Source organism: Pseudomonas sp. Marseille-Q8238 (assembly GCF_965111915.1).
The window spans coordinates 1,829,895-1,855,022 of sequence record NZ_CBCOPI010000001.1 but is presented as its reverse complement, the minus strand read 5'-3'; the positions used below and the strand labels follow the sequence as shown (position 1 = coordinate 1,855,022).

General features: G+C 61.6%; 22 protein-coding genes and 1 pseudogene. 4 read left to right on the top strand and 19 right to left on the bottom strand.

The annotated features are described in order from the left end of the window. Window positions 1-3 precede the first annotated feature (3 nt). Entirely contained in the window at window positions 4-747 is a 744-nt protein-coding gene (locus ACWPW0_RS08570) for a dienelactone hydrolase family protein (RefSeq protein ID WP_454255046.1), read from the top strand. 39 nt (window positions 748-786) lie between these two features. On the opposite strand, the gene ACWPW0_RS08565 is transcribed toward ACWPW0_RS08570, so the two are convergent. Beyond that, window positions 787-1,314, bottom strand: coding sequence for a methylated-DNA--[protein]-cysteine S-methyltransferase (locus tag ACWPW0_RS08565; protein WP_454255045.1), 528 nt, complete (start codon window positions 1,312-1,314; stop codon window positions 787-789). A gap of 87 nt (window positions 1,315-1,401) precedes the next feature. Between ACWPW0_RS08565 and zapE the strand changes: the two genes are divergently transcribed. Then, the gene (gene zapE / locus ACWPW0_RS08560; protein ID WP_454255044.1) at window positions 1,402-2,550 is read left to right on the top strand and encodes a cell division protein ZapE; all 1,149 of its coding nucleotides are present in this window, start codon (window positions 1,402-1,404) and stop codon (window positions 2,548-2,550) included. Here the strand turns inward: zapE and ACWPW0_RS08555 are convergent. From ACWPW0_RS08555 to ACWPW0_RS08525, 7 genes are all read right to left on the bottom strand, one after another. Next, on the bottom strand, window positions 2,504-3,634 hold the full coding sequence (locus ACWPW0_RS08555; protein WP_454255043.1) for a methionine ABC transporter ATP-binding protein: 1,131 nt from the start codon (window positions 3,632-3,634) through the stop codon (window positions 2,504-2,506). The genes zapE and ACWPW0_RS08555 overlap by 47 nt on opposite strands. A 9-nt stretch (window positions 3,635-3,643) precedes the next feature. After that, window positions 3,644-4,414, bottom strand: a complete 771-nt coding sequence (locus tag ACWPW0_RS08550; protein WP_447590875.1) for a MetQ/NlpA family ABC transporter substrate-binding protein — start codon at window positions 4,412-4,414, stop codon at window positions 3,644-3,646. A 95-nt stretch (window positions 4,415-4,509) separates the two neighbouring features. Continuing rightward, window positions 4,510-5,175, bottom strand: coding sequence for a methionine ABC transporter permease (locus ACWPW0_RS08545; RefSeq protein WP_454255042.1), 666 nt, complete (start codon window positions 5,173-5,175; stop codon window positions 4,510-4,512). Further along, window positions 5,172-6,542: an LLM class flavin-dependent oxidoreductase gene (locus ACWPW0_RS08540; RefSeq protein WP_454255041.1), complete on the bottom strand. Its 1,371-nt coding sequence runs from the start codon at window positions 6,540-6,542 to the stop codon at window positions 5,172-5,174. The genes ACWPW0_RS08545 and ACWPW0_RS08540 overlap by 4 nt, the downstream gene beginning before the upstream one ends. 10 nt (window positions 6,543-6,552) lie before the next feature. Continuing rightward, entirely contained in the window at window positions 6,553-7,776 is a 1,224-nt protein-coding gene (locus ACWPW0_RS08535; RefSeq protein WP_454255040.1) for an SfnB family sulfur acquisition oxidoreductase, read from the bottom strand. Between the two features lie 184 nt (window positions 7,777-7,960). Beyond that, window positions 7,961-8,686 carry a TorF family putative porin gene (locus tag ACWPW0_RS08530; RefSeq protein WP_454255039.1) on the bottom strand — a complete coding sequence of 242 codons (726 nt, stop codon included), beginning with the start codon at window positions 8,684-8,686 and terminating at the stop codon, window positions 7,961-7,963. A gap of 482 nt (window positions 8,687-9,168) precedes the next feature. After that, window positions 9,169-10,599, bottom strand: a complete 1,431-nt coding sequence (locus ACWPW0_RS08525; RefSeq protein ID WP_454255038.1) for an IS1182 family transposase — start codon at window positions 10,597-10,599, stop codon at window positions 9,169-9,171. A 250-nt stretch (window positions 10,600-10,849) separates the two neighbouring features. On the opposite strand from ACWPW0_RS08525, the pseudogene ACWPW0_RS08520 reads away from it, so the two are divergent. Beyond that, a pseudogene (locus ACWPW0_RS08520) lies at window positions 10,850-11,054 on the top strand (AraC family transcriptional regulator); the annotation flags it as partial. A gap of 6 nt (window positions 11,055-11,060) precedes the next feature. Here ACWPW0_RS08520 and ACWPW0_RS08515 read toward each other — a convergent pair. The 8 genes from ACWPW0_RS08515 to ACWPW0_RS08480 form a co-directional block, all read right to left on the bottom strand. Then, complete coding sequence (locus ACWPW0_RS08515; RefSeq protein ID WP_454255037.1) at window positions 11,061-12,494, bottom strand: hypothetical protein; 1,434 nt, start codon at window positions 12,492-12,494, stop codon at window positions 11,061-11,063. Between the two features lie 616 nt (window positions 12,495-13,110). Continuing rightward, a complete protein-coding gene (locus ACWPW0_RS08510) occupies window positions 13,111-13,731 on the bottom strand; it encodes a glutathione S-transferase C-terminal domain-containing protein (RefSeq protein WP_454255036.1) in 621 nt (206 codons plus the stop codon). A 343-nt stretch (window positions 13,732-14,074) separates the two neighbouring features. Further along, window positions 14,075-14,476: an ExbD/TolR family protein gene (locus ACWPW0_RS08505; RefSeq protein ID WP_447590866.1), complete on the bottom strand. Its 402-nt coding sequence runs from the start codon at window positions 14,474-14,476 to the stop codon at window positions 14,075-14,077. 1 nt (window position 14,477) lies between these two features. Further along, complete coding sequence (locus tag ACWPW0_RS08500) at window positions 14,478-15,197, bottom strand: MotA/TolQ/ExbB proton channel family protein (RefSeq protein WP_454255035.1); 720 nt, start codon at window positions 15,195-15,197, stop codon at window positions 14,478-14,480. A gap of 94 nt (window positions 15,198-15,291) precedes the next feature. Beyond that, window positions 15,292-16,077, bottom strand: coding sequence for an energy transducer TonB (locus tag ACWPW0_RS08495; protein WP_447590864.1), 786 nt, complete (start codon window positions 16,075-16,077; stop codon window positions 15,292-15,294). A gap of 372 nt (window positions 16,078-16,449) precedes the next feature. Further along, the gene (locus tag ACWPW0_RS08490) at window positions 16,450-17,349 is read right to left on the bottom strand and encodes a TauD/TfdA dioxygenase family protein (protein ID WP_454255034.1); all 900 of its coding nucleotides are present in this window, start codon (window positions 17,347-17,349) and stop codon (window positions 16,450-16,452) included. Between the two features lie 28 nt (window positions 17,350-17,377). Then, window positions 17,378-18,283 (bottom strand): TauD/TfdA dioxygenase family protein, encoded by a 906-nt coding sequence (locus ACWPW0_RS08485; RefSeq protein WP_454255033.1) that lies wholly within the window; start codon window positions 18,281-18,283, stop codon window positions 17,378-17,380. Between the two features lie 44 nt (window positions 18,284-18,327). After that, window positions 18,328-20,700, bottom strand: a complete 2,373-nt coding sequence (locus tag ACWPW0_RS08480) for a TonB-dependent receptor (RefSeq protein ID WP_454255032.1) — start codon at window positions 20,698-20,700, stop codon at window positions 18,328-18,330. Window positions 20,701-21,063: 363 nt separating this feature from the next. Here ACWPW0_RS08480 and ACWPW0_RS08475 point away from each other — a divergent pair, with 363 nt between their 5' ends. Continuing rightward, the gene (locus ACWPW0_RS08475) at window positions 21,064-21,987 is read left to right on the top strand and encodes a LysR family transcriptional regulator (RefSeq protein WP_447590860.1); all 924 of its coding nucleotides are present in this window, start codon (window positions 21,064-21,066) and stop codon (window positions 21,985-21,987) included. Window positions 21,988-22,187: 200 nt separating this feature from the next. On the opposite strand, the gene ACWPW0_RS08470 is transcribed toward ACWPW0_RS08475, so the two are convergent. The 3 genes from ACWPW0_RS08470 to ACWPW0_RS08460 all read right to left on the bottom strand — a co-directional run bounded on the left by ACWPW0_RS08470 (window position 22,188) and on the right by ACWPW0_RS08460 (window position 24,810). After that, window positions 22,188-22,919, bottom strand: coding sequence for a S1 family peptidase (locus ACWPW0_RS08470; protein ID WP_447590859.1), 732 nt, complete (start codon window positions 22,917-22,919; stop codon window positions 22,188-22,190). A gap of 49 nt (window positions 22,920-22,968) precedes the next feature. Next, complete coding sequence (locus ACWPW0_RS08465) at window positions 22,969-23,505, bottom strand: DUF1003 domain-containing protein (protein ID WP_454255031.1); 537 nt, start codon at window positions 23,503-23,505, stop codon at window positions 22,969-22,971. A gap of 252 nt (window positions 23,506-23,757) precedes the next feature. Then, entirely contained in the window at window positions 23,758-24,810 is a 1,053-nt protein-coding gene (locus ACWPW0_RS08460) for an ABC transporter substrate-binding protein (RefSeq protein WP_454255030.1), read from the bottom strand. Window positions 24,811-25,128: the final 318 nt, after the last annotated feature.

Below are 25,128 nucleotides of genomic sequence, written 5' to 3'. Positions count from 1 at the left end.
GCCATGCCTGTCCAGACCCTTAACATTGCCACCGCCGATGGCCAGCTCGATGCCTGGCTGCATACACCGGAGGGCCCCGGACCTTGGCCAGGCGTGATCCTGCATACCGATATTCGCGGCGTGCGTGAAGCCTTCCAGAACAAGGCAGCCGCCCTGGCCGCCGAGGGCTACGCGGTGCTGCTGCCCAATCTCTACTACCGGGTGGCGCGCACGCCGGTGGCCGACCCGCAACTGGGCCTGAGCAGCGAGGAAGGCCGCAAATTGTTCTTCGGGCTGAAGGACACCCTGACCCAGGCCGGCCTGAAGGCCGACCACCAGACTCTGCTCGACTGGCTACAGGCACAGCCGCAAGTGCGCGCCGGCCAGGTGGCGGTTGTCGGCTATTGCATGACGGGGGCCATCGCCCTGCACGCTGCCGCGGACTTTCCCCAGCGGATTGCCGCAGTCGCCTCGTTCCACGGCGGCCACCTGGTCACCGACAACAGCGACAGCCCACACCTGCGTGCGCCTGAGTTGAAGGCAGCGAAACTGCACTTCGGCCACGCCAAGGACGATGCCTCGATTCCCAGCGAAGCCATCGATCGGCTCGACCAGGCACTGCGTGCCGCTGGCGTCACCTTCAGCTCGACTCGCCATGACGCGCGCCACGGCTTTGCCGTCGCCGACAGCCCGGTCCATGACGAAGCCGCAGAGCGTCAGCACTGGCGTGAATTGCTCGAGCTGTTGCGCAGCAGCCTGGCAGGCTGAGCGGGCCGCTACCCGGACAGCCAACGGTGCATGAGCCGATTACAACAGCAACAGCTGTTGTCGGGTCGGCATCAGCACACCTTCCAACTCGAGCAGCGCCTGCTTGCGCTCCATGCCGCCGGCGTAACCGGTCAGGCTGCCATCGGCGCCGATGATGCGGTGGCACGGCACGATGATCGCAATCGGGTTGACCGCATTGGCCCGCCCGATGGCCCGAGCCGAGGTCTTGCGTTCTAGGCGGTTGGCCAGGGCGCCATAGCTCAACGTGGTGCCATAGGGCACATCGCGCAAATGGCGCCAGGCCTCTTGCAAAAAGGCATTGCCCTGAGCTGCCAGCGCCACCTCGAACACCCGCCGCTTGCCGGCAAAGTACTCGTCTAACTGGCGCACCACCTGTGCCAGCGCCGCCTCATCGCGCCGCCACTGCCAGCCCATCCAGAGCTCGGGTTCCGGCTGGTCCGAAGGCAGGAAATCCAGGCGCAATAAACCGCCCTGCTCGTTCATCAGAGCGATCATCCGCCCCAATGGCGTCTCGAACAGATCGCCCCGGACGTGTTCATGCAACATCTCACCCTCTCCACTGTCTGAGCCAAGCCGCTTCGGCGAAGGCACTGGATCGTAGCAGCCGGCAACGTCTACAGTGCGCCATCTTTCATGAATGCCCCGACCATGCTCGACACCTTGCCTCCCGCCTCACCGCTTGCTGCCTACCACCATGCGCTGGAATACGACGGTTTTCACGCCGATGCTGCGCAACTGCATGCCGTCGAACAGCTCGAAGCCTGCTATCAGGCCCTGCACCGGCAGCCGTACAAAGCTACCCAAGGTGTCTACCTGTGGGGCCCGGTAGGCCGGGGCAAAACCTGGCTGATGGATAGCTTCTACAACAGCCTGCGCATTCCGGCACGGCGCCAGCACTTCCATCATTTCATGCAGTGGGTGCACCAGCGCCTGTTCCAGCTCACCGGTACCGCCGAGCCGCTACGCGCCCTGGCCCGTGAACTGGCCAAAGAGGTGCGCGTGCTGTGCTTCGACGAGTTGTTCGTCAACGATATCGGCGATGCCATCGTGCTCGGTGGCCTGATGCAGACGATGCTCGAGGAAGGCATGGTGCTGGTCGCCACCTCCAACCAGCCGCCGGACCAGTTGTACGCCGGTGGTTTCAACCGGGATCGCCTCCTGCCAGCCATCGCCGCCATCGAACACTACATGCAGGTGGTCGCGGTGGATGGTGAGCAGGACCACCGCCTGCACCCCGGAATCCCATTGCAACGCTACTGGATCAGTCATCCCGGCCAATCCAGCGCCCTGCGCGAGGTATTCGCGCAGCTGGTTGGCAACCAACCGACCGCGACCACACCGATCGAACTGGGCCATAGGCCGGTCCATGTGCTCGGGCACGGCAACCGTGTGCTCTGGTGCCGCTATGCCGACCTGTGCCAACAACCCCTAGCGGCACTGGACTTCATTGCCCTGTGCGACCAGTTCCGCCATGTCCTGCTCAGCGACGTGCCACGCCTTGGCGGCCAGCAACGTGAAGGCCGTATCGCCCGCGGCACCGAGGATGGCGTCGAACAGGTGGTCGCCGGCGACCGTGAACTGCCGATGCTGGCACCCGAGGATGACAGCGTGCGGCGCTTCATCGCCCTGGTCGACGAGTGCTACGACCGGCGTGTGCCGCTGTACCTGGAAGCCGAAGTGCCAATGGAGGAGCTGTACTTGGAAGGCTACCTGGCCTTCCCGTTCCGCCGCACCCTCAGCCGGCTACAGGAAATGCAGCAGGCGCGTTACGGCCAGGGCTGACCTGTTCGGCACGGTCCGCCACCTGGCGGGCCTGCTCCAGCAACTGCTCGAACGCGCTCGCAGGCGCCTCCACCCGAATGCGCAGGCAGCCGAGGGTGCGCCCCTGGATGCGCTCCAGATTGCCCTGCACCAGACTGGTCTTGTAGCCCAGCACGCGGATGATGGCCGAGAGGCCCGGCTCATGACCGCTGGCACCGGTGTAATGCAGATCGAGCACCAGATCCGTCGACGCACGTGACTCATCGACAGCACCCGGCAGCAGGGTATGCAGCAGCGTTCTGGTCACCTCATGCTGCGGATTACCGAAGACCTGCCACACCTCGCCCTGCTCCACCACTTCGCCCCGTTCCAGCACCACCACCCGGTCGCACAGGTCGCGGATGATTTCCATCTCGTGGGTAATCAGCACGATGGTCAGGCCCAGGCGACGATTGATATCGCGCAACAGGGCCAGGATCGACTGGGTACTTTCCGGATCGAGCGCCGAGGTGGCTTCGTCACACAGCAACAGGTCCGGCTGCAACACCAGCGCCCTGGCAATCCCGACCCGCTGTTTCTGGCCACCGGACAACTGTGCGGGATAGGCATTGCGCTTGTCCTCCAGCCCCACCAGTTGCAGCATTTCAGCCATCCTTCGCTCGCGCTCGGCACCGGCAATGCCCGCCAACCTGAGCGGCAGGGCGACATTCTCACCCACGGTTTTCGCGGCCATCAGGTTGAAATGCTGGAAAATCATGCCGGTACGCTGACGCTGGCGCGCCAGCCGGGACGTGTCGAAATCGGCGATATCCTCATCGTCGATCAGCACCTGGCCGCTGCTGGGATGCTCCAACCGGTTCAGCGAGCGCAACAGTGAGGACTTACCCGCACCGCTGCGCCCGATGATGCCGAAAACCTCGCCACGGCGGATCTCCAGGTTGATGTCACGCAAGGCATGAACACCCTGCTCGTGCCCTGGGTAATGCTTGCCGAGCCCCACCAGGCGGATATGCACGGCGGCAGCCAGCGGCTGCGGGTTGAAACTGACCATGGAAAAGGCCTGCGGTGACAATGAAAAACCGCGCTGCGAGGCAGCGCGGATCATGAGGGCCGATCAGAAGCCGGGAGCGATCTGGCCCTTGTAACGGGTCAGGATGAACTCGCGCACTTCAGGCGAATTCAGCGCCTTGGCCAGCTTCTGGATACGCGGATCGTTGATGTTGTCGGGACGTGCCACCAGGAACTCGACATACAGGTCCTTGCCCTTCTCGACGATGAGCGCACTGTTGGTGTCGATGCCAGCTTCCAGCGCGTAGTTGGCAAAGATGAATGCCAGATCAACCTGGTTCACTGCACGGGCCAACAATGCTCCTTCCAGCTCACGAATCTTCAGTTTCTTCGGGTTGGCCGCGATGTCCCGCTGGGTCGCCAGGGTGTTGCTCGGGTCCTTCAGGGTAATCAGCCCAGCCTCATGCAACAGCACCAGAGCACGGCCGGTATTCACCGGGTCGTTGGGGATCGCCACGCTGGCGCCTTCCTTGAGCTCGGAGAGGTTCTTGATGCGGGTCGAATACGCGCCGAAGGGTTCGATATGCACGCCAACAACGGGGACCAGATCGGTCTTGCGGGTGGCATTGAACTCATCGAGGAATGGCCGGTACTGGTAGTAGTTGGCATCGAGATTCTTCTCGGCCAATTGCAGGTTCGGCTGGATGAAATCGGTGAACACCTTGATGTCCAGATCCACCCCTTCGGCGGCCAGCGTCGGTTTGACGAACTCGAGGATTTCCGCGTGAGGAACCGGGGTTGCGCCTACCACCAGCTTCTCGTTGGCGTGGGCGGATAGCGACAACACAGCAGCCAGTACGGCCAGGGTCTTCTTCATGGTCTTGCTCCTGAACAGTTGATACATGGCCGTCGTGGGGTGGACGTGGGCCGGCGGCAGCGAAACCCGGCTGCCGCTGACGGGAAAGGGAAAATTCAGCGCCGGGTGAAGTGGCGCACCAGGCGATCACCACTGACCTGCAGCGCCTGCACCAGCAGGATCAGCAGCAGCACGGTGACCACCATCACGTCGGTCTGGAAGCGCTGGTAGCCGAAGCGGATCGCCAGGTCGCCCAGGCCGCCGCCGCCGACTACGCCAGCCATGGCGGTGTAGTCCACGAGGACGATGGAGGTCACCGTGATAGCCGCGATCAGCCCGGTACGTGCTTCAGGCAGCAAGGTGTGCCAGACGATCTGCCAGGTGCTGGCGCCCATCGATTGGGTCGCCTCCACCAGGCCACGGTCGACTTCACGCAAGGCGGTCTCCACCAGCCGGGCGAAGAACGGCGTACAGCCGATCACCAGGGGCGGAATCGCACCCGCCACGCCGAGCGACGTGCCGGTGATCAGCGTGGTCAGCGGAATCAGCACGATAAGTAGAATGATGAAGGGCATCGAACGCAGCACGTTCGCCACCACAGACAGTAGGCGATACACCAGCGGTGAAGCCAGCAACTGACGCTGGCCAGTCAGGTACAACAACACGCCAAGCGGCAACCCCAGCAGCACGGTGAAACCGAGTGCAGCACCGAGCATGCTCAGGGTGTCCAGGCAGGCCTGCCCGATCTCCGACCAGTCGATGTTGACCAGCAGCTCGTTCATCGAATCCGCTTCCCGTGCAAGGCTGCCGGGTGCGGTGCCGCCAGCCGATTGCCCGCGCCGAACAGCTTGTTACGCAGGGTGCCCTCGGCGTAATCACGCTTGAACAAGCCACGCGCCTGCAACTCCGGCACCAGCAGATCGACGACAGCTTCAAAGGTTTCCGGCGCCACTACGCTGGCCAGGTTGAAGCCGTCCACATCGGTCTCTTCGACCCACTCCTGCAACTGGTCGGCAACCGTCTTCGGAGAGCCGACCAGCACCGGGCCGTCACCACCGATGGCGCAGTAATCGGCGATCTCGGCCGTGGTCCAGGTCCGGGTCGGGTCTGCGCGGGTAAAGGCTTCCACCGCCGACTGAATGGCATCGCTTTGCACCTCGCGCAGCACCTGATCGGGTTGGTACTGGGCGAAGTCGATACCGGTCCAGCCGGACATCAACGTCAATGCACCGGTGGCGCTGGCGTACTCGCGGTATTCACGCAGCCGCGCAAGAGCCGCCTCGTCGGTCTCGGCGACGATCACCGTAAGTTGTTCCAGCACCAGAATGTCATCAGCAGCGCGACCTGCAGCCACGGCGGCGGCACGGAACTCCGCCACCTGCTTTTTCAGCACGGCCTTGCTCGGCGCCGCCACGAATACGCACTCGGCATTGGCCGCCGCGAACGCCTTGCCACGTGTAGAAGCGCCCGCCTGATAGAGCACCGGCGTGCGCTGTGGCGATGGCTCGCACAGATGGAAGCCGGGCACCTGGAAGAACTCGCCCTGATGGTCGATGCCATGCACCTTGGCCGGGTCGACATAGACGCCCGCTTCCGGGTCGGCGCGCACCGCATCGTCCTCCCAGCTCGCTTCCCACAGTTTGTAGCAGACCTGCAGGTACTCCTCGGCCAGGGCATAGCGTTGATCATGGGACAGCTGCTCGCGCTGCCCCAGGTTGCGTGCTCCGCTGGACAGGTACGAAGTGACGATGTTCCAGCCGGCGCGCCCACGGGTCAGATGGTCCAGCGTGGACATGCGCCGGGCAAACGGGAATGGATGCTCGAAGGACACCGAGGCAGTCACGCCAAACCCCAGGTGTTCGGTCGCAGCCGCCATCGCCGGTACCAGTTGCAGCGGATCATTGACCGGCACCTGGGCAGCCGTGCGCAGCGCCTCGTCGGCGTTACCGCCATAAACGTCGTACACGCCCAGCACATCGGCGATGAACAAGCCGTCGATCTTGCCGCGCTCCAGGGTCCTGGCCAGCTCGGTCCAGTAGTGGATATCGGTGTAACGCGTGGCCTGGTCACGCGGATGGCGCCACAGGCCGGGCGACAGATGGCCAACCGTATTCATGGCAAAGGCGTTGAGACGGATCTGCTTGGTCATGGCGACGGCCTCAGTTCCAGTCGTGACGGGGTGGCTTGACCCCGTTCAACGCCCAGTTGCCGACCAGGTGATACTTCCAGCGCACCGGGTCATGCAATGTATGCACGCGGGCGTTGCGCCAGTGACGGTCGAAGTTGTGGCGAACCTGGGTCGAGCGCGTGCCGCCCAGCTCGAACAGACGGTTGCTGGCTTCGATTGCCACCTCAGTGGTCAGCACCTTGGCCTTGGCCACGGCGACCGACGCCTGCGCCACGTTGTCCTCATCCGGTGCGGGCTTGGCACGGTCGAGTACCCAGCCCGCCCGTTCCAACAATGCTTCGGCTGCTTCCTGGCGAATCTCCAGCGCGCCAATCTGGACAATGGTCAGCGGATCTTCGCTGGCCTTTTCCACACCCGCATCGATCCACGGCCGAGCCTGCTCACGGATGAATGCAATGGCATCGACCAACGCCGCACGACCAATGCCGGCATCGATGGCGGCCGTTGTCAGTTGCGCGAACGGCCCGGCCAGGGTCGGGCTTTCGTAGGAGCGATAACTGGGGAACAGGTTGAAGGCCGGAACGAACAAGCCCTCTGCCAGCACCGTACCGCTGGAGGTGGTGCGCTGACCGATGTTGTCCCAATCATCGACGATCACCAGGCCGGGCGTATTGCGCGGCACAAATGCCAGCTGTGCACGGTCTTGCTCGTCCAGTGCCAACACACCAAGCCAATGGGCATACAGCGAACCGGTGCAATAACCCTTGCGCCCGTCGATGCGATAACCATCCCCTTCGGCAACGATGCGGGTGCGAATGTCCTGCACGTTCTTGCCGCCGGTTTCCGACAGCGCATTGGCGAAGCGATGGCCCTGGAGCACCAGGTTGAAGAAGAAACGCTTTTGCTCGTCGCTGCCCTGCAGGCGGATGTCTTCCAGCAGGCAGTAATGGTTCTGCGGGATCTGCCCCAGGGAGGGGTCGGCAGCGGAAATGATGGCGATGACTTCAGCCAGGGTCGCAAAAGACACCTCGGCGCCGCCATAGGCCTTCGGGACGGTGATACCCCACAGGCCACTGTTGGAGAACGCGTCTACCACGTCGGCGGGTACTTCACGGCGGCGGTCACGCTCGGCAGCGCCATCGCGCAATAGAGCGGCAATCCGATGAGCAACGGCGATGGCTTCAGCATCGTCACGGATGACATGAGCATCCGGCTGGCGAATGTCGTAGTGGGCGGAAGCAGTGGATGTATACATGACTCATCTCTTACGTACACGGAGTTGATACCTGTAAAAGCACAACCCATGCCACTTAATTTAATGTTTAAAAACAGCTACTTATGTAAATTCATCAACAGCTTAAGTACATGGGAGGCAACAAAGTGTTGGGTAACTGTTCACACAGCAACAGTTACCGAGCGAACAGCTACCTCCCGGGCACTCAGAATGTCTTGCCGACTTCTGCTACCAGCGTGGCGCCACACAGATCGTCATAGCCGCTGTAGGACAGGCATTCGGATTTGGACAGGTTGGTGTCGATGTAACTGGCCTTCCAATCCAGCCCCAACCAGGCGCGCGAAAGAGAGACCTGCCAGTCGTCATAGCGACTGCGGCCCTTGCCGGAGGTATTGAAGAAGACCTCATCCTTGTAGTCGGAGCGGGCGTAGCGCAGATCCAGCGTCGTCTCGAAAGGCAGCGCCACGGAATACCCCAGGTAGCCATAGAAATAGGATTCCTTGTCGGCCAGGTCATCCGAGTAATGAGCGCCGAGGGTCACGCCATACGCACTGAGCGAGCCGTAGTATTCGCTGTAATTCTGCACACTCTCGCCGTGGTACTCGTACTTGGCCCAGCCCAGGTCGAGCGCCACTTCGTCAGCGAGGGGAATAGTCCAACCAGCAATGTAATCCCACTCGCGAGTGGCCTTGCCCAGGTCGTAGTTGGAGGTGAATAACGCCAGGTAAGCGCCGGACTCGTGGCTGAGCACGGACGTCACTTGCAACGCCGGATCACCCAGCGTCTGCGAGATCCCCCGCGAGCGGTAATCGCTGAGCGCCGTCAGCGTCGTGTCCAGTGAAAAGCCGCTATCGGACAACGGCAAGGCAGTGGCGTGAGTAGCGGCCAGGCATAACGCCGCGGCAGTGATGATGCTCCCTGAAAAACGCATGAATTCCCCTTGATGGATGGCAGATTGAAAGGTCTGGTGTCGGCCGAGTGAAACCACTGCAACGCAACACCAGAACAGCCTTATCAAGTTTCAGGCCACTCAGGAAAATCCTTATATTTCAATTAGATAAATAGAAATCAGAGAAAGCATCAATGTGCCATTAACCGGCAATCTTCTGATCATCTGTTGATCAGGCAACAGTTTGAGGATGGTGTGCTCGGCCCGATAACAACGCGCCGCCTCGATCACCGTAGTTACTTTGAGAGAATTTGGCCCGGGGTTAATTTGTGCTTAGTGTCGTGGCTGGAGATGACTGCTTCCGGCCCAGAGTGTGTAAAAACACTTTCGCATCTCGTATGCCTCAGCCCAGTGCTCCTGGGCGAGGCGGTTTCCCAAGCAAATATCCACGCTCAGCACCAATAGTGCGTCAGAGCGTTTAAGAAGCCCTTCGACACCCCTTGGAGCAGCGAAAGCTGGGGCTTTTACGTCGTCATCGCCTTCAGCAAGTGTTCAGTACCGATGATTTTCATGACTCGTTTCATGTTGTAGGCGAGCACGTTGAGGCTCATCTCCGCGCTGACACCGACCAGTCTGCGTGTAAGGAAATGCGTGGAGCCCATCCATTGTTTGAGCGTTCCGAAGGGATGCTCAACAGTGCGCTTCCGGACTCGCATCATGTCCGGCATATGGTTCAACCGGCGCTGCATTTCCTCCAGCACCGCTTCATGTTCCCAGCGCCTTACTCGACGATTTGTGCTTGGCGTACACTGCGGTTTCAACGCGCATTTCTGGCAGTTTGAACTCCAGTAACAGTGCATATTCATGCCCTTCTCAACGCTGGAGAAGCGCCAGATCAATGCCTCGCCAGCCGGGCAGATGTATTCGTTTTTCGTCGCGTCATAAACGAAGGCATCTTTGTTGAACCGTCCATCTGCCTTGGCGCTTGAAGTCATCGGCTTTGGCACATAGGCGGTGATATTCGCGTCGTGACACGCTAGTATTTCTTCACCTTTGAAGTAGCCTCTATCAGCCACGACCGACAGCGTTTCTGAGCCGATGACTTCCCGCGCCTGCTTCGCCATAAAGCTGAGCTGGTCACGGTCGGAGCCGACGTTGGTAACCTCGTGAGCAACGATCAGATGATGCTGGGTGTCGACCGCCGTCTGTACGTTGTAGCCGACGATTCCGCTGCCGCGCGTCATCATTGAGCGAGCATCAGGGTCGGTCAACGAAACCTGTTTGTCAGGCGAATTGTTGAGCTGAGATTCGATCACCTGAAGCTCTTTCATTTGATTTCTGAGCTGGGCAATTTTATCTGCCAGACGCGTAGCGTCTGGTTCGGAAGCGGTTGGCACCTTCCGGTCGGCCGCATCAAGCGCGACCAGGTAACGGTTGATGCTTGACTCGATTTCCTCCATTCGCCGCTTCAGTTTGGCGCTGGTGAAGTTGCGGTCGCGGTTGTTCACCGCCTTGAATTTGCTGCCATCGATGGCGACCAGGTTTTCTCCGAAAAGCCCCAACTGTTGGCACAGCACAACGAACTGGCGGCAGACCCCGCGAATGGCCTTGCTGTTGTCTTTTCGGAAATTGGCGATGGTTTTGAAGTCAGGCATTAAGCGCCCGGTTAACCACATCAGCTCGACATTGCGCTGGGCTTCTCGCTCAAGGCGCCGGCTCGACTGGATGCGGTTTAGGTAGCCGTAGATATAGATCTTCAGCAGGATCTCAGGGTGGTAGGCAGGTCTGCCGGTATCGGCTGGAATGACGCCATCAAAACCCAGCATGGCCAGATCGAGCTCATCGACGAAGACATCGACCACGCGCACCGGATTGGTATCGCTGACGTAGTCGTCGAGGCTCTCGGGAAGTAAGGTGCTTTGACCTCGGTGTTCACCCTGGATAAACCGTTTCATGGGTTTCCCTTGCGATGAAATTCTCAGAAATCATAGCAAGGGTATGTCCTGACGTTTTTACACACTCTGGGCCGATTGGTGCCGGTGGTCGATATCTGCAATCGGCCAGTTGCAGCCGGTCGTGGGCGGCTACTATTGCCTTTAGCGTCCAAAAATAAATCTGTCCCCATTTCGACTCAGCCATGGTCACGCTGGCCTGCAGCCTACGCTGTATGAGCCGATACTTTTCGTACAAAACCTAGAGGTTCCCTACCGGCGCGACGAAGTGGCACCGCCGGTGAAATGCCTGGTGCCGCTGAGCATCGCGCTGGTGGCCCAAGGGGCCAAGCAGATGTGGGCGGGCGGCGAGGGTTTCCCCTATGACACGGGGCGTTTTCTGGTGGACGTCGCTGGACCTGCCGGCCAACTCGGAAGTCACCCTGGCCAGCCCGGAGCAGCCTTGCCTGGGCCTGAGCGCGACATCATGGCCTTGCGGGAGCGGGCGCTGGTGTCCTGACGCCGGGCGAGGGCGCCGCTACCTCACTGAACACCACCCCCATCTCGGTCAGCAACTCGGCGCGGGTGGCGGCCGAAGAGTCGCGGTAACCGCTCAGGTCACGGTATGCCGTCAGCGTCTGGGTTGTGGCCAGATCCGTTGCCCCTTGGCGCCATAGCCAGGGCAGCAACTGCAATCGGGCCTTGATCCGGTCAGAGGGGCGGTCGGCCGGCAGATGGTCGATCATGGCCACGGCTTGGGGCAGCAGTGCTGGCTCGGGCTGTTTCAGGCCCGCTTGCCGGGCCAGGTCCACAAGCTTGACCAGGGTGCTGATGTCTTCAAGGCTGCGCGGCCTGCCGGCGGCGGGTTCCAAGGCCTGGAATGCCTGCCGGTAGCTGGCGCTGAAGTCTTGGTGGGCTTGCCACTGCAGTTGAGCCACCTGCTGCCAGGCGCTGGCCTGTTCCAGCGCAGATTGCTTGATCGGGCGTTCGGCGAAATAGCGCGCGGTGGGCAGGTCATTACGCTCGCTGGCATCCTTGATGAGCTTTGGCCACAAGCGGGCGCCGTAATGGGTGTTGCCGTCCTGGGGCGCCGCGGCGAGCAGCGCATAGGCTTGGTCCGGGGCGCCAGTGATAGCCAGGCGGGTCATGTTCAGATAGGGCGTCAACGGCTCTGGCAGCGAGGCTCCGCCGGCTTTGAGCGCCAGCAGGTTGAGCTGGTTGAGGACGAAGCCTTTGCGCGAGTCGCGCAGTTGACCGGTGGCCTCGATTCCTTGGGCGACAAAACCCAAAGCCTGGGTCTTGTCGCCCATTTTCAAGGCCAGCTCGGCGAGGCTGAGCCAGTTGAAGGCGGCCATTTCCCGATCGCGCGCAAGTGCCTGGGTCACCGGGCTGATCATCCAACTGCGGGTATGCTGTGGGCTGCGCCGCATCGCGTAGATCATCCGGTCGTAACTGTCGAGCTTGTGCGCATACTCCAGCGCCAAAGCAAACAACGCACGGGCCTGAGTCTCGTCGCCCGCGCCGCAGTAGTGCACTGCCAGCCACATGAAGGCCCCGGCGCCGACGGTGCTGTCGCGCTCGGCCTGTTGCCGGGCAATGTCCAGCGCCTGATCCAGCAACGCTTCACGGCGCGCCGCGCTTACCTGTGGCAGCTCTGCCACTTCCACCAGCCGATAGGGCTGCGAGCCAGCATCAAGACCGGCGATGGTTTTGAGGGCGTCATCGACAAAACCGGCCCTGGCCTGGACCAGCGGCAGTGATGAATCGATATTTTTCTCCTGGCCGGCCTCAAGCAGGACGGCACGGGCCGCCTGATGCCAGTCGTGGCGGGCCATCAGGGCCTCGGCATTGCTGGCATGGGCAAGCAGTGGCAGGCAGGTGAGCAGCAGGGTGGTCAGCGTCCGTGCGAGGGTGTTCAACAGCGGGTCTCCGAAGGTTTAACGGGTAGGGTGGCAGGCTAGGTTTTGTACGTAAAGTGCCTGCGCTCGGCCATGCTGCGTTAAAAACCGGCTCGGAGTGCTCATTTACTCCAGTAAAGTCGGCCGCGACGCCGACCGTTCCTCGCCTGTTTTTGCCTTGCCTGACCTTCGCTCGCCGACTTTCCGTACAGAACCTAGCGTCAAGCCGGCGGGACTGCCCACCGCTCACCGATTTAACTGGCTCGCAAGTGACCGCTTTTGGCCCAGAGTGTGTAAAAACGCTGAGCTAAAACTGAAGTGCGCGCATCTACGCGAAATCTGAAATTTATCGGTGGTTCAGCAGATATGGATTTCGCGTAGAAACGCATTTTTCAGCCCGACTTTTGGCCTTTGCTGCGCTTGAAAACGTTTTTACACAGCCTGGGCCGATTGCAGCCCTTCACACACTCAGCTGATGGCCACTCACAATAAGCTCTGAAGACCGGAGAGATCGCACACCCAGAAGCGCCCTGCTCCTGACTTAGCAGAGACCGAACTCCAAGCGGCCACAGAAACAGGTTAAACCAGTGATAACCGACCTGTTTCTGGAATCGCAACGGCAGTTTTCAGCGAGCCGTCATAGAAGCCCTTCAGCCTTCAACGCAGCCTGCACGGCCGGGCGCGCCAGCCAGCTCTCATGCAGCTTCTTCACCGCGATGAGCTGCTCGAACGGTCCACCGATACGGGTGAGCCAACTGGCGAATACACCCAGGTAGGCATCGGCGATGGTGTAGCGCTCGCCCACCAGCCACTGGCGGTCCGTCAGGTGACGTTCGATATGCTCGAAGGCCTTGAGCAGTTGCACCTGAGCCTGGGCACGAATGCCCGGATGCGCCGCTTCGTCAGCCGAGTAACGCTCGGGGCGGTTCAACGGGCGGAAGGAGGCGGTGTGCACTTCGGCGGCCAGGTAGCCGATCCAGCTCTGGATCTGCGCGCGCTCCAGCGTGCCGGCTGGTGCGAACAGTGAGGTGCCGGGTTTGAGGTCGGCCAGGTAAGGCAGTACGGCGCTGTTCTCGGTCAGTACCCCGCCCTCTTCCACCTGCAGCGCTGGCACGCGGCCCAGCGGATTGATGCGGTGGATGGGCGAGTCGCTGGTGCGCAGCGCCACTGTTTCGATGTGGATGGGCAGGTCCAGCTCACGGACCACAATATGCGACGCCAGGGAGCAGGCGCCGGGGGCGATGTACAGAGTGCTCATATGCTTTACCTATTTGAGTGTTCCCACGCTCTGCGCGGGAAGCATCGAACCAGGGTCTGTTGAGGTTTCGCTTCAACTCGTTGAATCGGATGGAAACATCCTTCCAATCCAGCCCTTCGAACGGGCCTCTTTGAGGCAATGGCAGACGTTCGACTTTTGCGTTTCATGACGCACTGGTTGGTGGGCTGAAGCCCACCCTACAGAGTTACACCCCCGCGTAGGGTGGGCTTCAGCCCACCGTTGCGGTGTCCGCTTGCGCCTCGATCCGGCCATCCACATCGAAACGGCGGAATAAAAAAGAGCCGCTCCCCTGCCAAGGCGGAAGCGGCTCAATAAGTCTTGCTCAGCGTGCGGTGATGACAGCGAGCTTGGTGATGCCGGCACGTTCGATGGCGGCCATGGCCCGTGCCACTTCGCCGTAGTTGACGCCGTCATCGGCTTGCAGCTGGACACGGATCTCGGCATCCAGCGCCTTGGCTTCGGTCAGGCGCGCTTCGAGCAGGTCTGGCTGGATTTCATCCTTGTTGATGTACAGCTTGCCGTCACCGTCGATGCTCACCACCAGCGGGTCTTTCTGGTCTGCCGGGGCGACCGCTTCGGTCTTCGGCAGGTTGATCGGGATCGAGTTGGTCAGCAGCGGCGCGGTGACGATGAACACCACCAGCAGCACCAGCATCACGTCGACCAACGGGGTCACGTTGATCTCACTCAGTACTTCATCGCTGTCTTGGGTCGAGAAGGCCATATCAGGACGCCTCTTTCACAGGCTGGTTGCCAGTTACGCTACGTTTGCCAGCCGGGTGGACGATGACCTTGAAGGCACTCTTCTGCGCCAGGCTGTAGAAGTCATGGGCGAAGTCGTCGAGGTCCGCAGCAGTGAGCTTCAGGCGACGCAGGAAGTAGTTGTAGACCAGTACCGCAGGCACCGCGACAGCGATACCCACGCCGGTGGCGACCAGGGCCGCACCGATCGGGCCGGCAACGGTTTCCAGGCTGGCGGAGCCGGCCAGGCTGATGCCTTTCAGTGCCTCCATGATGCCCCAGACGGTACCAAACAGACCGATGAAGGGCGACGTCGAGCCAATCGAGGCGACAACCGCCAGGCCCGACTCCAGGGAACGGCGCTCACGCTGGATCTGCTGGCGCAGGGCGCGCTCGAGGCGGTCCTGATGGTTGATGGCCTGGCTCAGGTCGCTCGGCTGGCCGTCCGGAACCTGGATGGCGGCGAAGCCGGCCTGGGCCACGTGGGCGACGGCGCCGGACTGGTTCTGACCCAGCTCGGCAGCCGAGTCGAGGCTGGTGGCGCTCCAGAACAGTTTCTGGAATTTGCGGTCCTGGTGACGCTGGCGGGCGAACTGGATGCCCTTGATCAGGGCCAGGCCCCAAGTCACCACGGAAAAGCCGATCAACAGCCAGATGACGCTGTGTTCCACCGATTGCAGAGGGGAGTCGACAAGCAGGTTCATGATGCATTCCTCGGGTAAAGCGCTCGGATAAAGCGAAAGTTCGGTTCAGGCGCCCGGCATACCAGGCGCATCAGTAATCAGTTCAGGTGCACATTCAGTTCAGGCGGAAGTCCAGCGGTACGGTGACCCAGCCTTCCTGAGCCTGGTCGCCACGCTTGGCCGGCACGAAACTCCAGCGCTTCACGGCGCGGATTGCGGCCTGGTCCAGCAGGTCACGACCGCTGCTCTTCTGTACCTGGATCTCGGCCGGCTTGCCGCTGGCCAGAACGCGGACCCGCAGCAGCACCGTGCCTTCCCAACCGCGACGCTGGGCCAGCGACGGATATTCCGGCGCCGGGTTCTTCAGGTACGCCGCGTTGGCCGACGGCGGTGTTTCCGTTACCGGCTTCGGCGCTGGCGGTGCAGGCGGAGTCGGTGGTGTTTCCGCTTTCGGCGGCTGAGGCTGCGGCGGCTGCTCGACCGGTTTCGGCACGGGCTTGGGCTTCGGCGGTTGCGGCTTCGGCGGTACGGGCTTGGGTGGTGGCGGCTTGACGGCCAGCTCCTCTACCACGGGTGGTGGCGGCTCGATCACCGGCTCGGGCGGCGGTGGCGGGCTGGTGAATTCGATGGTCATCGGTGGGATTTCCACCGGTACTTCCGGCAATACCGGTTCTGGACGCTGGCTCAGCCAATACAGCACCGCACCATGCAGAACCAGCGCGAACACGCCGAGCAGAATGCCCTCACGACGACCCAGTACCGGCTTGCCGGTAGCAGGGATCAGGCGCTGCAGACCCAACGCCTGGCGCAATGGCACACCCAGGTCGAACACCTCGCCCGGATGGCGCAGGTCACGCCACAGCGCCTCGGCAGGGGTATCGGCTTTAAGGATATTGCCCATTGGCAAAAAACTCCTGAAACAGGATCGGCCTTCGCGGTCCGATCGGTTTGATCATTGCACCTGTCCGTCGTGGCAGCCTGAGGCTTGAGCCAGAGCGGTTCGGCTTGGTCGCGATGATTGGTTTTTCTGCTTATCCCATAAAGTAATTTTTAATAACTTTGTAATTTCTTTTTGGAATATTAATTATTAAGTCATTGTTTTAATTAGATTTATTTTTTTCGATGCATTTTAGGCATTGAAAAAATGCAGCAAAGGCATTGAGCGGGCACGCCGCTGATCCTCCACTTGCCCTCCAGCACTCTTCACCGGCATGAAAAAGCGGCGCCTCCAACGGAGAGCGCCGCCATGGGATGTCACGACTGGAGCTGCTGATCAGAACGGACGGCTGCCCGCCAGGCTGATGCGTTTCAGCCTGCGCCGCTGGGTCGCCGGGAAGGCATTGCGGGCATGCAGTGTGGCCTGGTTGTCCCAGTAGACGATGTCGCCCACCTGCCACTCATGGGTGTAGGAAAACCGTGGGTTCTGCAGGTGCTCACGCAAGCGCGCGATAAGCGCCTGGCCCCGCTCCGGCTCGTAGCCGACCAGCTCCACCTCGGTATGCACGCTGAGGTAGAGCAGGCGCTTGCCACTTTCCGGGTGGGTGCGCACCAATGGATGTTCGGTGCCCTGGACCGGCTCGATATCCGGCGTTCGATAGGTGATGAACTTGCCTCCGCTGTAACCGCCATTGCGAATCCGCACGAAGGGGTTGTAGTTGATCAGGCGCAAGCCATCGATCTCGCGCTGGGTTGCCTCATCCAGGGCACTGTAGGCCAGCGCCAGGTTGGTCCAGATCGTCTCGCCGCCCTCCTCCGGCACCTCCAGGGCATACAGCAACGAGCCGCTGGAAGGAGTCGGCGTCCATTGGTGGTCGGTGTGCGCCGGCAGGGCAAAACTGCCCAGTTCGCCATCCTCGGTATTGGCCACCTTGACGATGTCCGGCGCCTTGCCATCCGCACCGGACGACAGCACCGGGAAGTCCGGATGCGGCTGGAACACCGAGCCGAACCAGGAGGTGAAGCGCAGGAACTGCACGTCATCCAGTTGCTGGTTCTTGAAGATCAGGATGTGGTTGTCGCGCAGGGCTTGCTTGAGCGCGAGAATCTGCTTGGCACTCAGTGGCTGACGCGCATCGAGACCATAGACCTCGGCGCCCAGTGGCCCAACCAACGGCACGATGCGCAGGCTGCCGGGCTCGGCTGCCGGGCGGATTGAAGTAGCGGCTTGACTCATGCTCAGGACTCCTCGGGATCGGTGATGTTCAGGCCTTGCTGATGGTTTGGCTGCGGCGCCCGTCGAGGCCGACCGGCACTTCGCCGGCCAGGGTCACGCGGCGCACGATGCGGGGCTGGTCACCATAGTCGTCCACCGCATAGTGCTGGGTGGAGCGGTTGTCCCAGATCGCCACATCCCCTTCACGCCAGCGCCAGCGCACGGTGTTCTCCGGACGCGTGACATAGCTCTGGAAGATGTTGAGCAGCCCGCGCGAGTCGGCCTGTGGCAACCCCTTGAGGTGTTTGACGAAATGCCCGAGCAGCAGGCTGCGCTCGCCACTGATCGGGTGCACCCGCACCACGGGATGTTCGGTCTCGTAGACGGTGGAAGCGAACACCTTGCGATAGGCCTCGAGCTTCTCCGGATCGGCCTTGGGCTTGAGCGCGGCGTAGTCGTACTGGTTGCTGTGCACGGCCCAGAGCTTGTCGGCCAGCTCGCGCAGCTCCTGCGGCAAATCGTTGTAGGCCTCGGCGGTATTGGCCCAGACGGTATCGCCACCCGCCTTGGCCGCTACCACCGAGCGCAGGATCGAGGCCTTCGGGTACGCCTCGACGAACGTTACGTCGGTGTGCCAGGAGTTGGCTCGGTGGCCACTGGCGCCATCGAGTTCCAGCAGGTAACTGGTGCCATCGCGTACCGGCACCGTGGGATGGGCAATCGGCTCGCCCAACAGTTTGGCGAACGCTTCCTGAGCCTGGTCGTCGAGCTGACGCTGGTCGCGGAAGAAGATCACCTTGTAGCGGACCAGCGCCGCCTGGATCGCGTCCACGGTGGCGGCATCCAGATCGCCAGACAGGCGTACGCCGTCGATCTGCGCGCCGATACGACCGGCGATGGGTTGAACCTCCAGCTCGGCTGGCTGGGTGCGGTAATCACGTGCGGCATGGCTCATTTCGGTTGCCCTCAGGCTTGGGGATGAATACGGGACACGCCCGCTCAGAAGTCGTAACGCAGGGTCACGCCAGCGGTTCGCGGGGCCCCGACGGAGGCGCTGTAGGCGCCGTTGATGTAGGCGAAGGCCGCCAGGTAGTAATCGGTGTCAGTGGCGTTCTTGACCCACACGGAGGCATCGAGCTGGCCATCGCCCAGGTCGCTGCGTACACCGGCAGCCAGGTTGAGCAGGCCGTAGCCGTCGATGCGCGACAGCTTGGAGTTGTCGAGCGTGCCCTCGGCGGCGGAGCGATAGGAGTAGCCGGCATCGATATACGGACGAATGCCATTGGCCAATTGCCAGGTGTATTCGCCGTACAGGTTGCCGATCCATTTCGACGCGCCGACCACCCGTTCGCCCGTCAGGTCGCAGACGGCGTTGGGATTGACGGTGCTGACCTCACCGGGGCATGGCGCGTCCTTGAACGACAGGTACGTGACATCGTTATAGGAACCGTTGAAATTCAGCGTCAGGCCGCGGATCGGTAGCGCCGTGGCTTCGAATTCGAGGCCGCGCGAACGCACGCTGCCGGCGTTGGCCAACACCTGGACCAACTGCGCGGAGCCGGGTGCCTGGTACAGCGTGGTGGCCTGGTAGCCGTGGATGCCGGTCCAGAACAGGTTGGCGTTGAGTTGCAGGCGACGGTCCAGCCAGGTGCTCTTGAAGCCCAGCTCGGCGTCATTGGCCCGCTCCGGGCCGACCAGCAGCGAATCGGCTCCGGCAGTCGGCGCGCTGCTCACCGCCAGGTTGACCCCGCCGGACTTCTCGCCATGGGACAGGCTGGCATAGCCGAGCAGGTCATCGGTGAAGCGATAGCTCAGGCTGAGCAAACCGGAAGGCGCGGCATTGTGCAGGCTCAGGTCGCCCGAGTCGTAGGCACCCAACTGCTGGTTACGCAGCCCCTGCCCCAGCGCCCCAACAGGCGACCCGCCTTGTGGAGCAAAGCGCTCGACCTTGGCTTGTTTCTCTTCATAGGTGCCGCGCAACCCGGCGGTGAAATCGAGACGATCAGTGATGTGCCAGGTACCCTGGCCGAATAGCGCATAACTGTCGGTCACCACCTTGCCGTTGGCCTTGCTGCTGGCATTGCTGAGCGCACCCGATGCATTGAAGGCCGCAGGCAAGAGAAACAGATCGGCCAGCGGCCCGTATTCGGTAAAGGTCTTGTTGCCGAGGTTCTGGTTGAACACGTAGGCGCCGACCACGTAGTCGAACGCGCCTCCGGTGGGCGATGCCAGACGCAGTTCCTGGGAGAACTGTCGGTCATGCACCTCGACACCGGTGTTGAGGATCACCGGCACGTTCAGTCCCTCATCATTGGCCGGCGTGAAGTGCCAGTAGCGATACCCACTGATCGAGGTCAGCGTGTAACCACCGGCCAGGTTCCAGTTGGCCTCCAGCGAGCTGCCACCCTGGTGCACGCTGACACTCTGCCGGCCATCGATATTGACCTTCTTGTCGTCCGGGTTGCGCAGCGGGGAGGCCCCGACCAGCGCGGCGCGCTGCCAGTACAACGCCGGAGCGCCGTAGACGACCATGGTGCCGTTGCTGGAATCCTCCTCGTTGTAGTCGTTGATCCAGCGCAGGCTGAAGTCGTCGCTGGGCTCGAACAGCAACTGCCCCCGCACGCCTTCACGCGAGCCGCCATTGAGAGTGTCGCCGTTATGGATGTTCTTGATGAAGCCATCGTCTCGCGTGCGATAGGCCGACAGCCGCCCGGCCAATGTTTCAGTCAACGCACCGGACACCGTGCCCTTGCCCTGGAAGTAACCATCCTGGCCACCCGAGACTTCGATGCTACGCTCCGGCGTGAAGGTCGGTTTGCGGGTGCTGATGTTGAGCACCCCGGCCGTGGTGTTCTTGCCGAACAGCGTGCCCTGCGGGCCACGCAACAACTCGAGCTGCTCGATATCCAGCAGGTCGAACACCGCCATGCCCGGCCGGCCCAGGTAGATGTTGTCCAGGTACACGCCGGCGCTGCCTTCCAGGCCATCGCTGGCCGGGTTGTTGCCGATGCCGCGTACCGCGATGCTCGACTGCCGGGCATGGACATAGGCCACGTTGACGCTGGGCAGGACCTGCTGCAGGTCCTGCACCTTGTAGATCTTCTGGGCCTCCAGGTTCTCCCCACTGAGGGTGGTGATCGGTGTCGGCACGTCCTGCGCATCCTCTGCGCGGCGGCGGGCCGTTACGGTGACCTTCTGCAGCGCCACATCATTTTCGGCCGTAGTAGAAGCACCAGATGTATTAGAGGTCGGCTTTTCAGCGGCCTGCAGCCCAGTGCCGGGCGCGGCCATGCCCAGGGCCAGCAGCAAGCCCAGAGAAGCCAGTGGATAAGGTGGGCGGGCAATAGCGGGCAATAACTGTGTGACGCTCATGATTTCCTATCCTTCCATCAGGCCTGCCCACGAAATTCAGGCAACAGCAGGCCGTGTCACGCCGATGTGACCGTTATCGAGAAACACGTTTTTTGGGGGGAGGCGCAACAGCGCGAGGTCGCTGCCGGCTACTCGCTATCGTTTAGCGACAACGACACATGAGCCTGTGATGAAGAAGGGGTGAGGCACGGGTAACACTGCAGTGCATGGCTATCTCCCTGAATGGCTGATCATATCGATATTCCATTAAGATCTAGTTAAGCGAATAAACTTAGATTGACGGAATAAGAGCCTGCATTTAAAACCAGCACCCTCGGCATCGCAAATGCCTTGGTCCTATATTTTCAATGCTGGGAATGCATCATGGATCTGCGTCAACTCCGCTACTTTCTTGCCCTGGCAGAACACCGCAGCTTCGTCCGTGCGGCCGATGCCATGGGCATTACCCAGCCGGCATTCAGCCGCAGCATCCAGGGATTGGAGAACGAACTCGGTTGCCAGTTGGTCGACCGTGGCAGCAAGGACCTGCGCCCCACACCGGAAGGCCAGGTGGTGCTGCAACACGCCCTGAGCCTGGTTCGTGGCGCCAGCAACCTGACCAATGAAATCAACCAGATGACCAAGCTCGACGCTGGCGAACTGCACTTCGGTTGCGGCCCGGCGCTGGCAGCCAAACTGGTGCCGGACAGCCTGGTGCATTTCATGGCGCAGTACCCGCGCGTGCGCACCCGCTTCGAGGTCAACAACTGGGAAAACCTCAGCCGCAGCCTGAGCCGTGACGAGATCGAATTCTTCATCGCCGACATTCGCCAGTTCGAAGCCGACCCGAGCTTTCAGACCCGCGCCCTGACACCTCGCAGCGGGCTGTTCTTCTGCCGTGCCGGGCACCCCCTGCTGGGCAAGGAAAGCCTGTCGACCAACGACCTGTTCGACTATCCCCTGGCCGCGACACGCATCCCCATGGGCGCGCGCAAGGTTCTGGCCAACCTCAGCGGCAAGGCTAGTTTCGAACTGCATGTGGAATGCGAGCAGTTGTCCATTCTGGAACAGATCGTGCGGCAGACCGATGCCATCGGCATCGCCACCTTCGAGTCCCTGCGCAGCCAGTTGGCCAGCGGAGAACTGGTGCAGTTGTACCTGCGCAACCTGCCGCAGAACCTGGAAAGCCTGAATGCCCGTTGCGGCATCGTGACCCGCACCGGCTACCGCCTGTCGCCCGCGGCACGGGCAATGATCGAGCTGCTGGTGCAACTGGATCGGGAGCAGGCAGCCGCTGCCGCGGCTTGATGCAGAGCTGTTTACGCTCTCTTGAATTAACGCCAGACAAGGCGCAACGACCAGCGGGGTAACAGCCACAGGCTGGCCAGAAGGGGGAGCGCCCGCGAATCAAATTAGCCGAGGAAACGCAGTTTACGATCGGTAAATGAGCATTCCGGGGCTCGTTTCAACGCTGTATGGGCGACAGCCAGGGAATCGTAGACAGGCTCTCAGTTTTCGGTGAGGGTCATGAGGATATCGGCATACCAGGCACAGTTCAGACCAAGCGCTTCGTCCTGATCCAGATCGCGCGTGCCAACGTCCAGCCGTGCCGAGTGCACCCCGAGCAACAGCCAGGGCAAGTCGCCCTGTCGCCCATCGACGTTGGGGTTGCGCATCACCACCGGTGCACCGCTGGTACCCCGATGGGTGCGGGCATCGGTAAGAAAGTAGCCCTCCCCCTGAAAACGCAGGCCGAATGACGACGCCACCACCGCCTGGCGCGCCACCGGCATGTGGTGCAAGTGGTCATGAAAGCCCAGCGGAAAACCCACCACCAGCAACGACGAGCCGATCTCGACCGCATCGAACGAGCTCAGCAGATGGGCTGGCGTAAAGGCGCGGTACACCAGAGCTGATGGCAATGCTGCACGCTCGATTTCGATCACCGCCACATCGATCTCGCCGGCCGAATCGAGGCCTTGGCGCCAGACGCTCTGGCCGTCGCGGTACAGCGGCATGGAAAAGCCGATGGATTGCGTGAGGTTGTCCGGGTCGATATGCAGCTCGATCTCGATGCGATCTGGAAAATGCCCACTGGGCTCGTCGATCAGCACATGCCGACTGGTCGCCACGAACAGACGCCCGTCGCGTTCGAAAAAGAAGCCGCTGGCATTGGTCAGTCCGCGCTGCTGCTCGAACGTGAGGATGCGCGCGGCACTGAGCAGAATGGATTCGATCATGCCTACCTCGGCTGCCAATACAGAAAGGAAGGCTGCCCGACGGCAGGCCTCATGGTGCGCTGCCGTGAATCACGAAGCGCTCATGCATCTCGACGGTCAAGCGCTCGATACGTTCGGTGAGTTGGCGAGTCATTTCAGTCAGCTCGGTGTTCTGCTGCAACAAGGTCAGCATCTGCTGGGAATTGAGCGCCGCAGCAGCCAGGCGTGTCTCGTTGGCCACTGCCAGCGCCTCGCGGTGCTGCGCATCGGCATCGGCGTGGGCCTTGTCGCGGGCCGCCTGGCGCGTCTGCGCCAGCAAAATCAATGGTGCGGCATAGGCCGACTGCAGGCTGAATGCCAGGTTGAGGAGAATGAAAGGGTACAGATCGAAGTGCACCAGACCGGCCATATTGCAACCGACCCACAGCACCACGATCAGCGTCTGCGCCCCCAGGAACAACGGTGTACCGAAAAAGCGCGCAAAGGCTTCAGCCCGCAGGGCGAAACTGTCATTGCCAAAGGGGCCGGACAAATGGGCGAGCGATCGATGAAAGCGGAAATGATCGGACGTGTGTTGAGAGGTCGGCTTTGCCGGGGATGAGCTCATGTTGCCTCCAGGGGTCCATGCACGGTTGCAGAACCACTGTGCCCTATTCCATCCGATCAGGCATGTGCCATCGTCATCTGAAGGAACCATGGACTGGTCGTAGGGTGCGCCGCCCTGCACGAGCCTGACGGCGCACCCTGGGTCAATGGGCCTGCTACCAGCAGCGCGCCCCGAAACTGTCGAGCAGACAACAAAAATATCGCCATAAAAAACCGCAGCCAAGCTGCGGTTTTCATGATCACCGAAGATGACTCAGCGGGCCGCCGCGACCGGGGCCTGTTGCAGTGCCGCATCCAGGTATTTCGGGTCGGCCCAATCGCTGACCTTGAAGCCCTTGCGGATCAGCCGCTGCTCAGCAGCCAGGTCGACCCCGGCCTGCAGGTGCGCCAGGAAGTCCGGGTCCAGCCGTGGGTCGAAGATGCGGCTGAAGCTGGCATTGTCCAGGTCGGCCTGCAGCAGCACCTGCGGGTAGCTGGAAAGCCCGGAGACCAGTTCGACGTAATCCTGCTTGTGCTCCTCACTGCGCAGCCATTGCACGGCCTTCTGCTGGGCCTTGATCAAGCGCGCGGTGACATCCGGGTATTTTTTGACGAAGTCACCGGTGCCGAGCAGTACCGCCTGCATGCTGCCCACGCCCTTGAGGTCATCGGTATTCAGCGGCAATTCAGCCAGGCCACGTTGCTGCAAAGCGATCAGGTTGGCCGCGCCCCAGGTCGCGTCGATCTGCTTGGCCGCGAGGGCAGCGGTCGAGGCATTGAAGTCGAGGTTGATCACTTGCAGGTCGCGTTCCTTGAGGCCTTGGCTGGCCAGGGCGGCGGCGAACGACAACTGGTTGGCCGTGCCGCGGAACACGGCTACACGCTTGCCCTTCAGGTCCGCTAGGGTCTTGATGCCGGAGCCCGGCACCACGCCCAGGTACAACCGCACATCCCGCGCCGTGGCACTCAACAGGCGCGTGTCCAGGCCATTGGCCTTGCCGATGATCGCCGCCAGGTCGCCCAGGTAGGCGAAGTCCACCTGACCATTCGCCAGCGCTTCATTGACCACCGGGCCGGCGCCTTTGAAGAAGCTCCACTGGATGCGGATACCGTCGGCGGCAAACTCCTCTTCGAAGATCTTCTGCGAGCGCAGCACGTCGACCACACCGCCACCACTGCTCTGCCTGCCGGCGCTCAGGTCCGGCACGGCGATACGGATTTCCTTGGGCGTCTCGGCAGCGTGCACCACCGGCGGGAATACGGCCAGCAGGCCAATCAGGGCTGGTGTGGCGAATAGCCCCAGCACGGTATCGAACACACTTTTCATAAGGTGGCGCTCCTGGCGCAAGCGATGTCGAGCCGCCGACCGGTAGCTCGTTGCGCGCAAGATAGGCACAGCAGGAAAAGTTAAATAAATAATAAAAGATTATTTTTTAATATCTTAAATGCATAAATCAGCCACTACGCCGCGCGCCAATGCACATGCCCGACAGGCATAAAAAATATTCAGCAAAGGCATTGGATCGAGAGGGCCTGCGCTCTCTTTAATGGCCTCCCTTATCACTTAAAAGCATTGATATGCCGTTTTATATACCCGTTAAGCGCATTACTTCTAAGCACCACACCGGCGCCGCTGAAGCACGAC

Coding starts and splice junctions, on each gene's coding strand:
- ACWPW0_RS08570 (WP_454255046.1), top strand. CDS start 4: ATGCCTGTCCAGACCCTTAACATTGCCACCGCCGATGGCCAGCTCGAT.
- ACWPW0_RS08565 (WP_454255045.1), bottom strand. CDS start 1,314: ATGTTGCATGAACACGTCCGGGGCGATCTGTTCGAGACGCCATTGGGG.
- zapE (WP_454255044.1), top strand. CDS start 1,402: ATGAATGCCCCGACCATGCTCGACACCTTGCCTCCCGCCTCACCGCTT.
- ACWPW0_RS08555 (WP_454255043.1), bottom strand. CDS start 3,634: ATGATCCGCGCTGCCTCGCAGCGCGGTTTTTCATTGTCACCGCAGGCC.
- ACWPW0_RS08550 (WP_447590875.1), bottom strand. CDS start 4,414: ATGAAGAAGACCCTGGCCGTACTGGCTGCTGTGTTGTCGCTATCCGCC.
- ACWPW0_RS08545 (WP_454255042.1), bottom strand. CDS start 5,175: ATGAACGAGCTGCTGGTCAACATCGACTGGTCGGAGATCGGGCAGGCC.
- ACWPW0_RS08540 (WP_454255041.1), bottom strand. CDS start 6,542: ATGACCAAGCAGATCCGTCTCAACGCCTTTGCCATGAATACGGTTGGC.
- ACWPW0_RS08535 (WP_454255040.1), bottom strand. CDS start 7,776: ATGTATACATCCACTGCTTCCGCCCACTACGACATTCGCCAGCCGGAT.
- ACWPW0_RS08530 (WP_454255039.1), bottom strand. CDS start 8,686: ATGCGTTTTTCAGGGAGCATCATCACTGCCGCGGCGTTATGCCTGGCC.
- ACWPW0_RS08525 (WP_454255038.1), bottom strand. CDS start 10,599: ATGAAACGGTTTATCCAGGGTGAACACCGAGGTCAAAGCACCTTACTT.
- ACWPW0_RS08510 (WP_454255036.1), bottom strand. CDS start 13,731: ATGAGCACTCTGTACATCGCCCCCGGCGCCTGCTCCCTGGCGTCGCAT.
- ACWPW0_RS08505 (WP_447590866.1), bottom strand. CDS start 14,476: ATGGCCTTCTCGACCCAAGACAGCGATGAAGTACTGAGTGAGATCAAC.
- ACWPW0_RS08500 (WP_454255035.1), bottom strand. CDS start 15,197: ATGAACCTGCTTGTCGACTCCCCTCTGCAATCGGTGGAACACAGCGTC.
- ACWPW0_RS08495 (WP_447590864.1), bottom strand. CDS start 16,077: ATGGGCAATATCCTTAAAGCCGATACCCCTGCCGAGGCGCTGTGGCGT.
- ACWPW0_RS08490 (WP_454255034.1), bottom strand. CDS start 17,349: ATGAGTCAAGCCGCTACTTCAATCCGCCCGGCAGCCGAGCCCGGCAGC.
- ACWPW0_RS08485 (WP_454255033.1), bottom strand. CDS start 18,283: ATGAGCCATGCCGCACGTGATTACCGCACCCAGCCAGCCGAGCTGGAG.
- ACWPW0_RS08480 (WP_454255032.1), bottom strand. CDS start 20,700: ATGAGCGTCACACAGTTATTGCCCGCTATTGCCCGCCCACCTTATCCA.
- ACWPW0_RS08475 (WP_447590860.1), top strand. CDS start 21,064: ATGGATCTGCGTCAACTCCGCTACTTTCTTGCCCTGGCAGAACACCGC.
- ACWPW0_RS08470 (WP_447590859.1), bottom strand. CDS start 22,919: ATGATCGAATCCATTCTGCTCAGTGCCGCGCGCATCCTCACGTTCGAG.
- ACWPW0_RS08465 (WP_454255031.1), bottom strand. CDS start 23,505: ATGAGCTCATCCCCGGCAAAGCCGACCTCTCAACACACGTCCGATCAT.
- ACWPW0_RS08460 (WP_454255030.1), bottom strand. CDS start 24,810: ATGAAAAGTGTGTTCGATACCGTGCTGGGGCTATTCGCCACACCAGCC.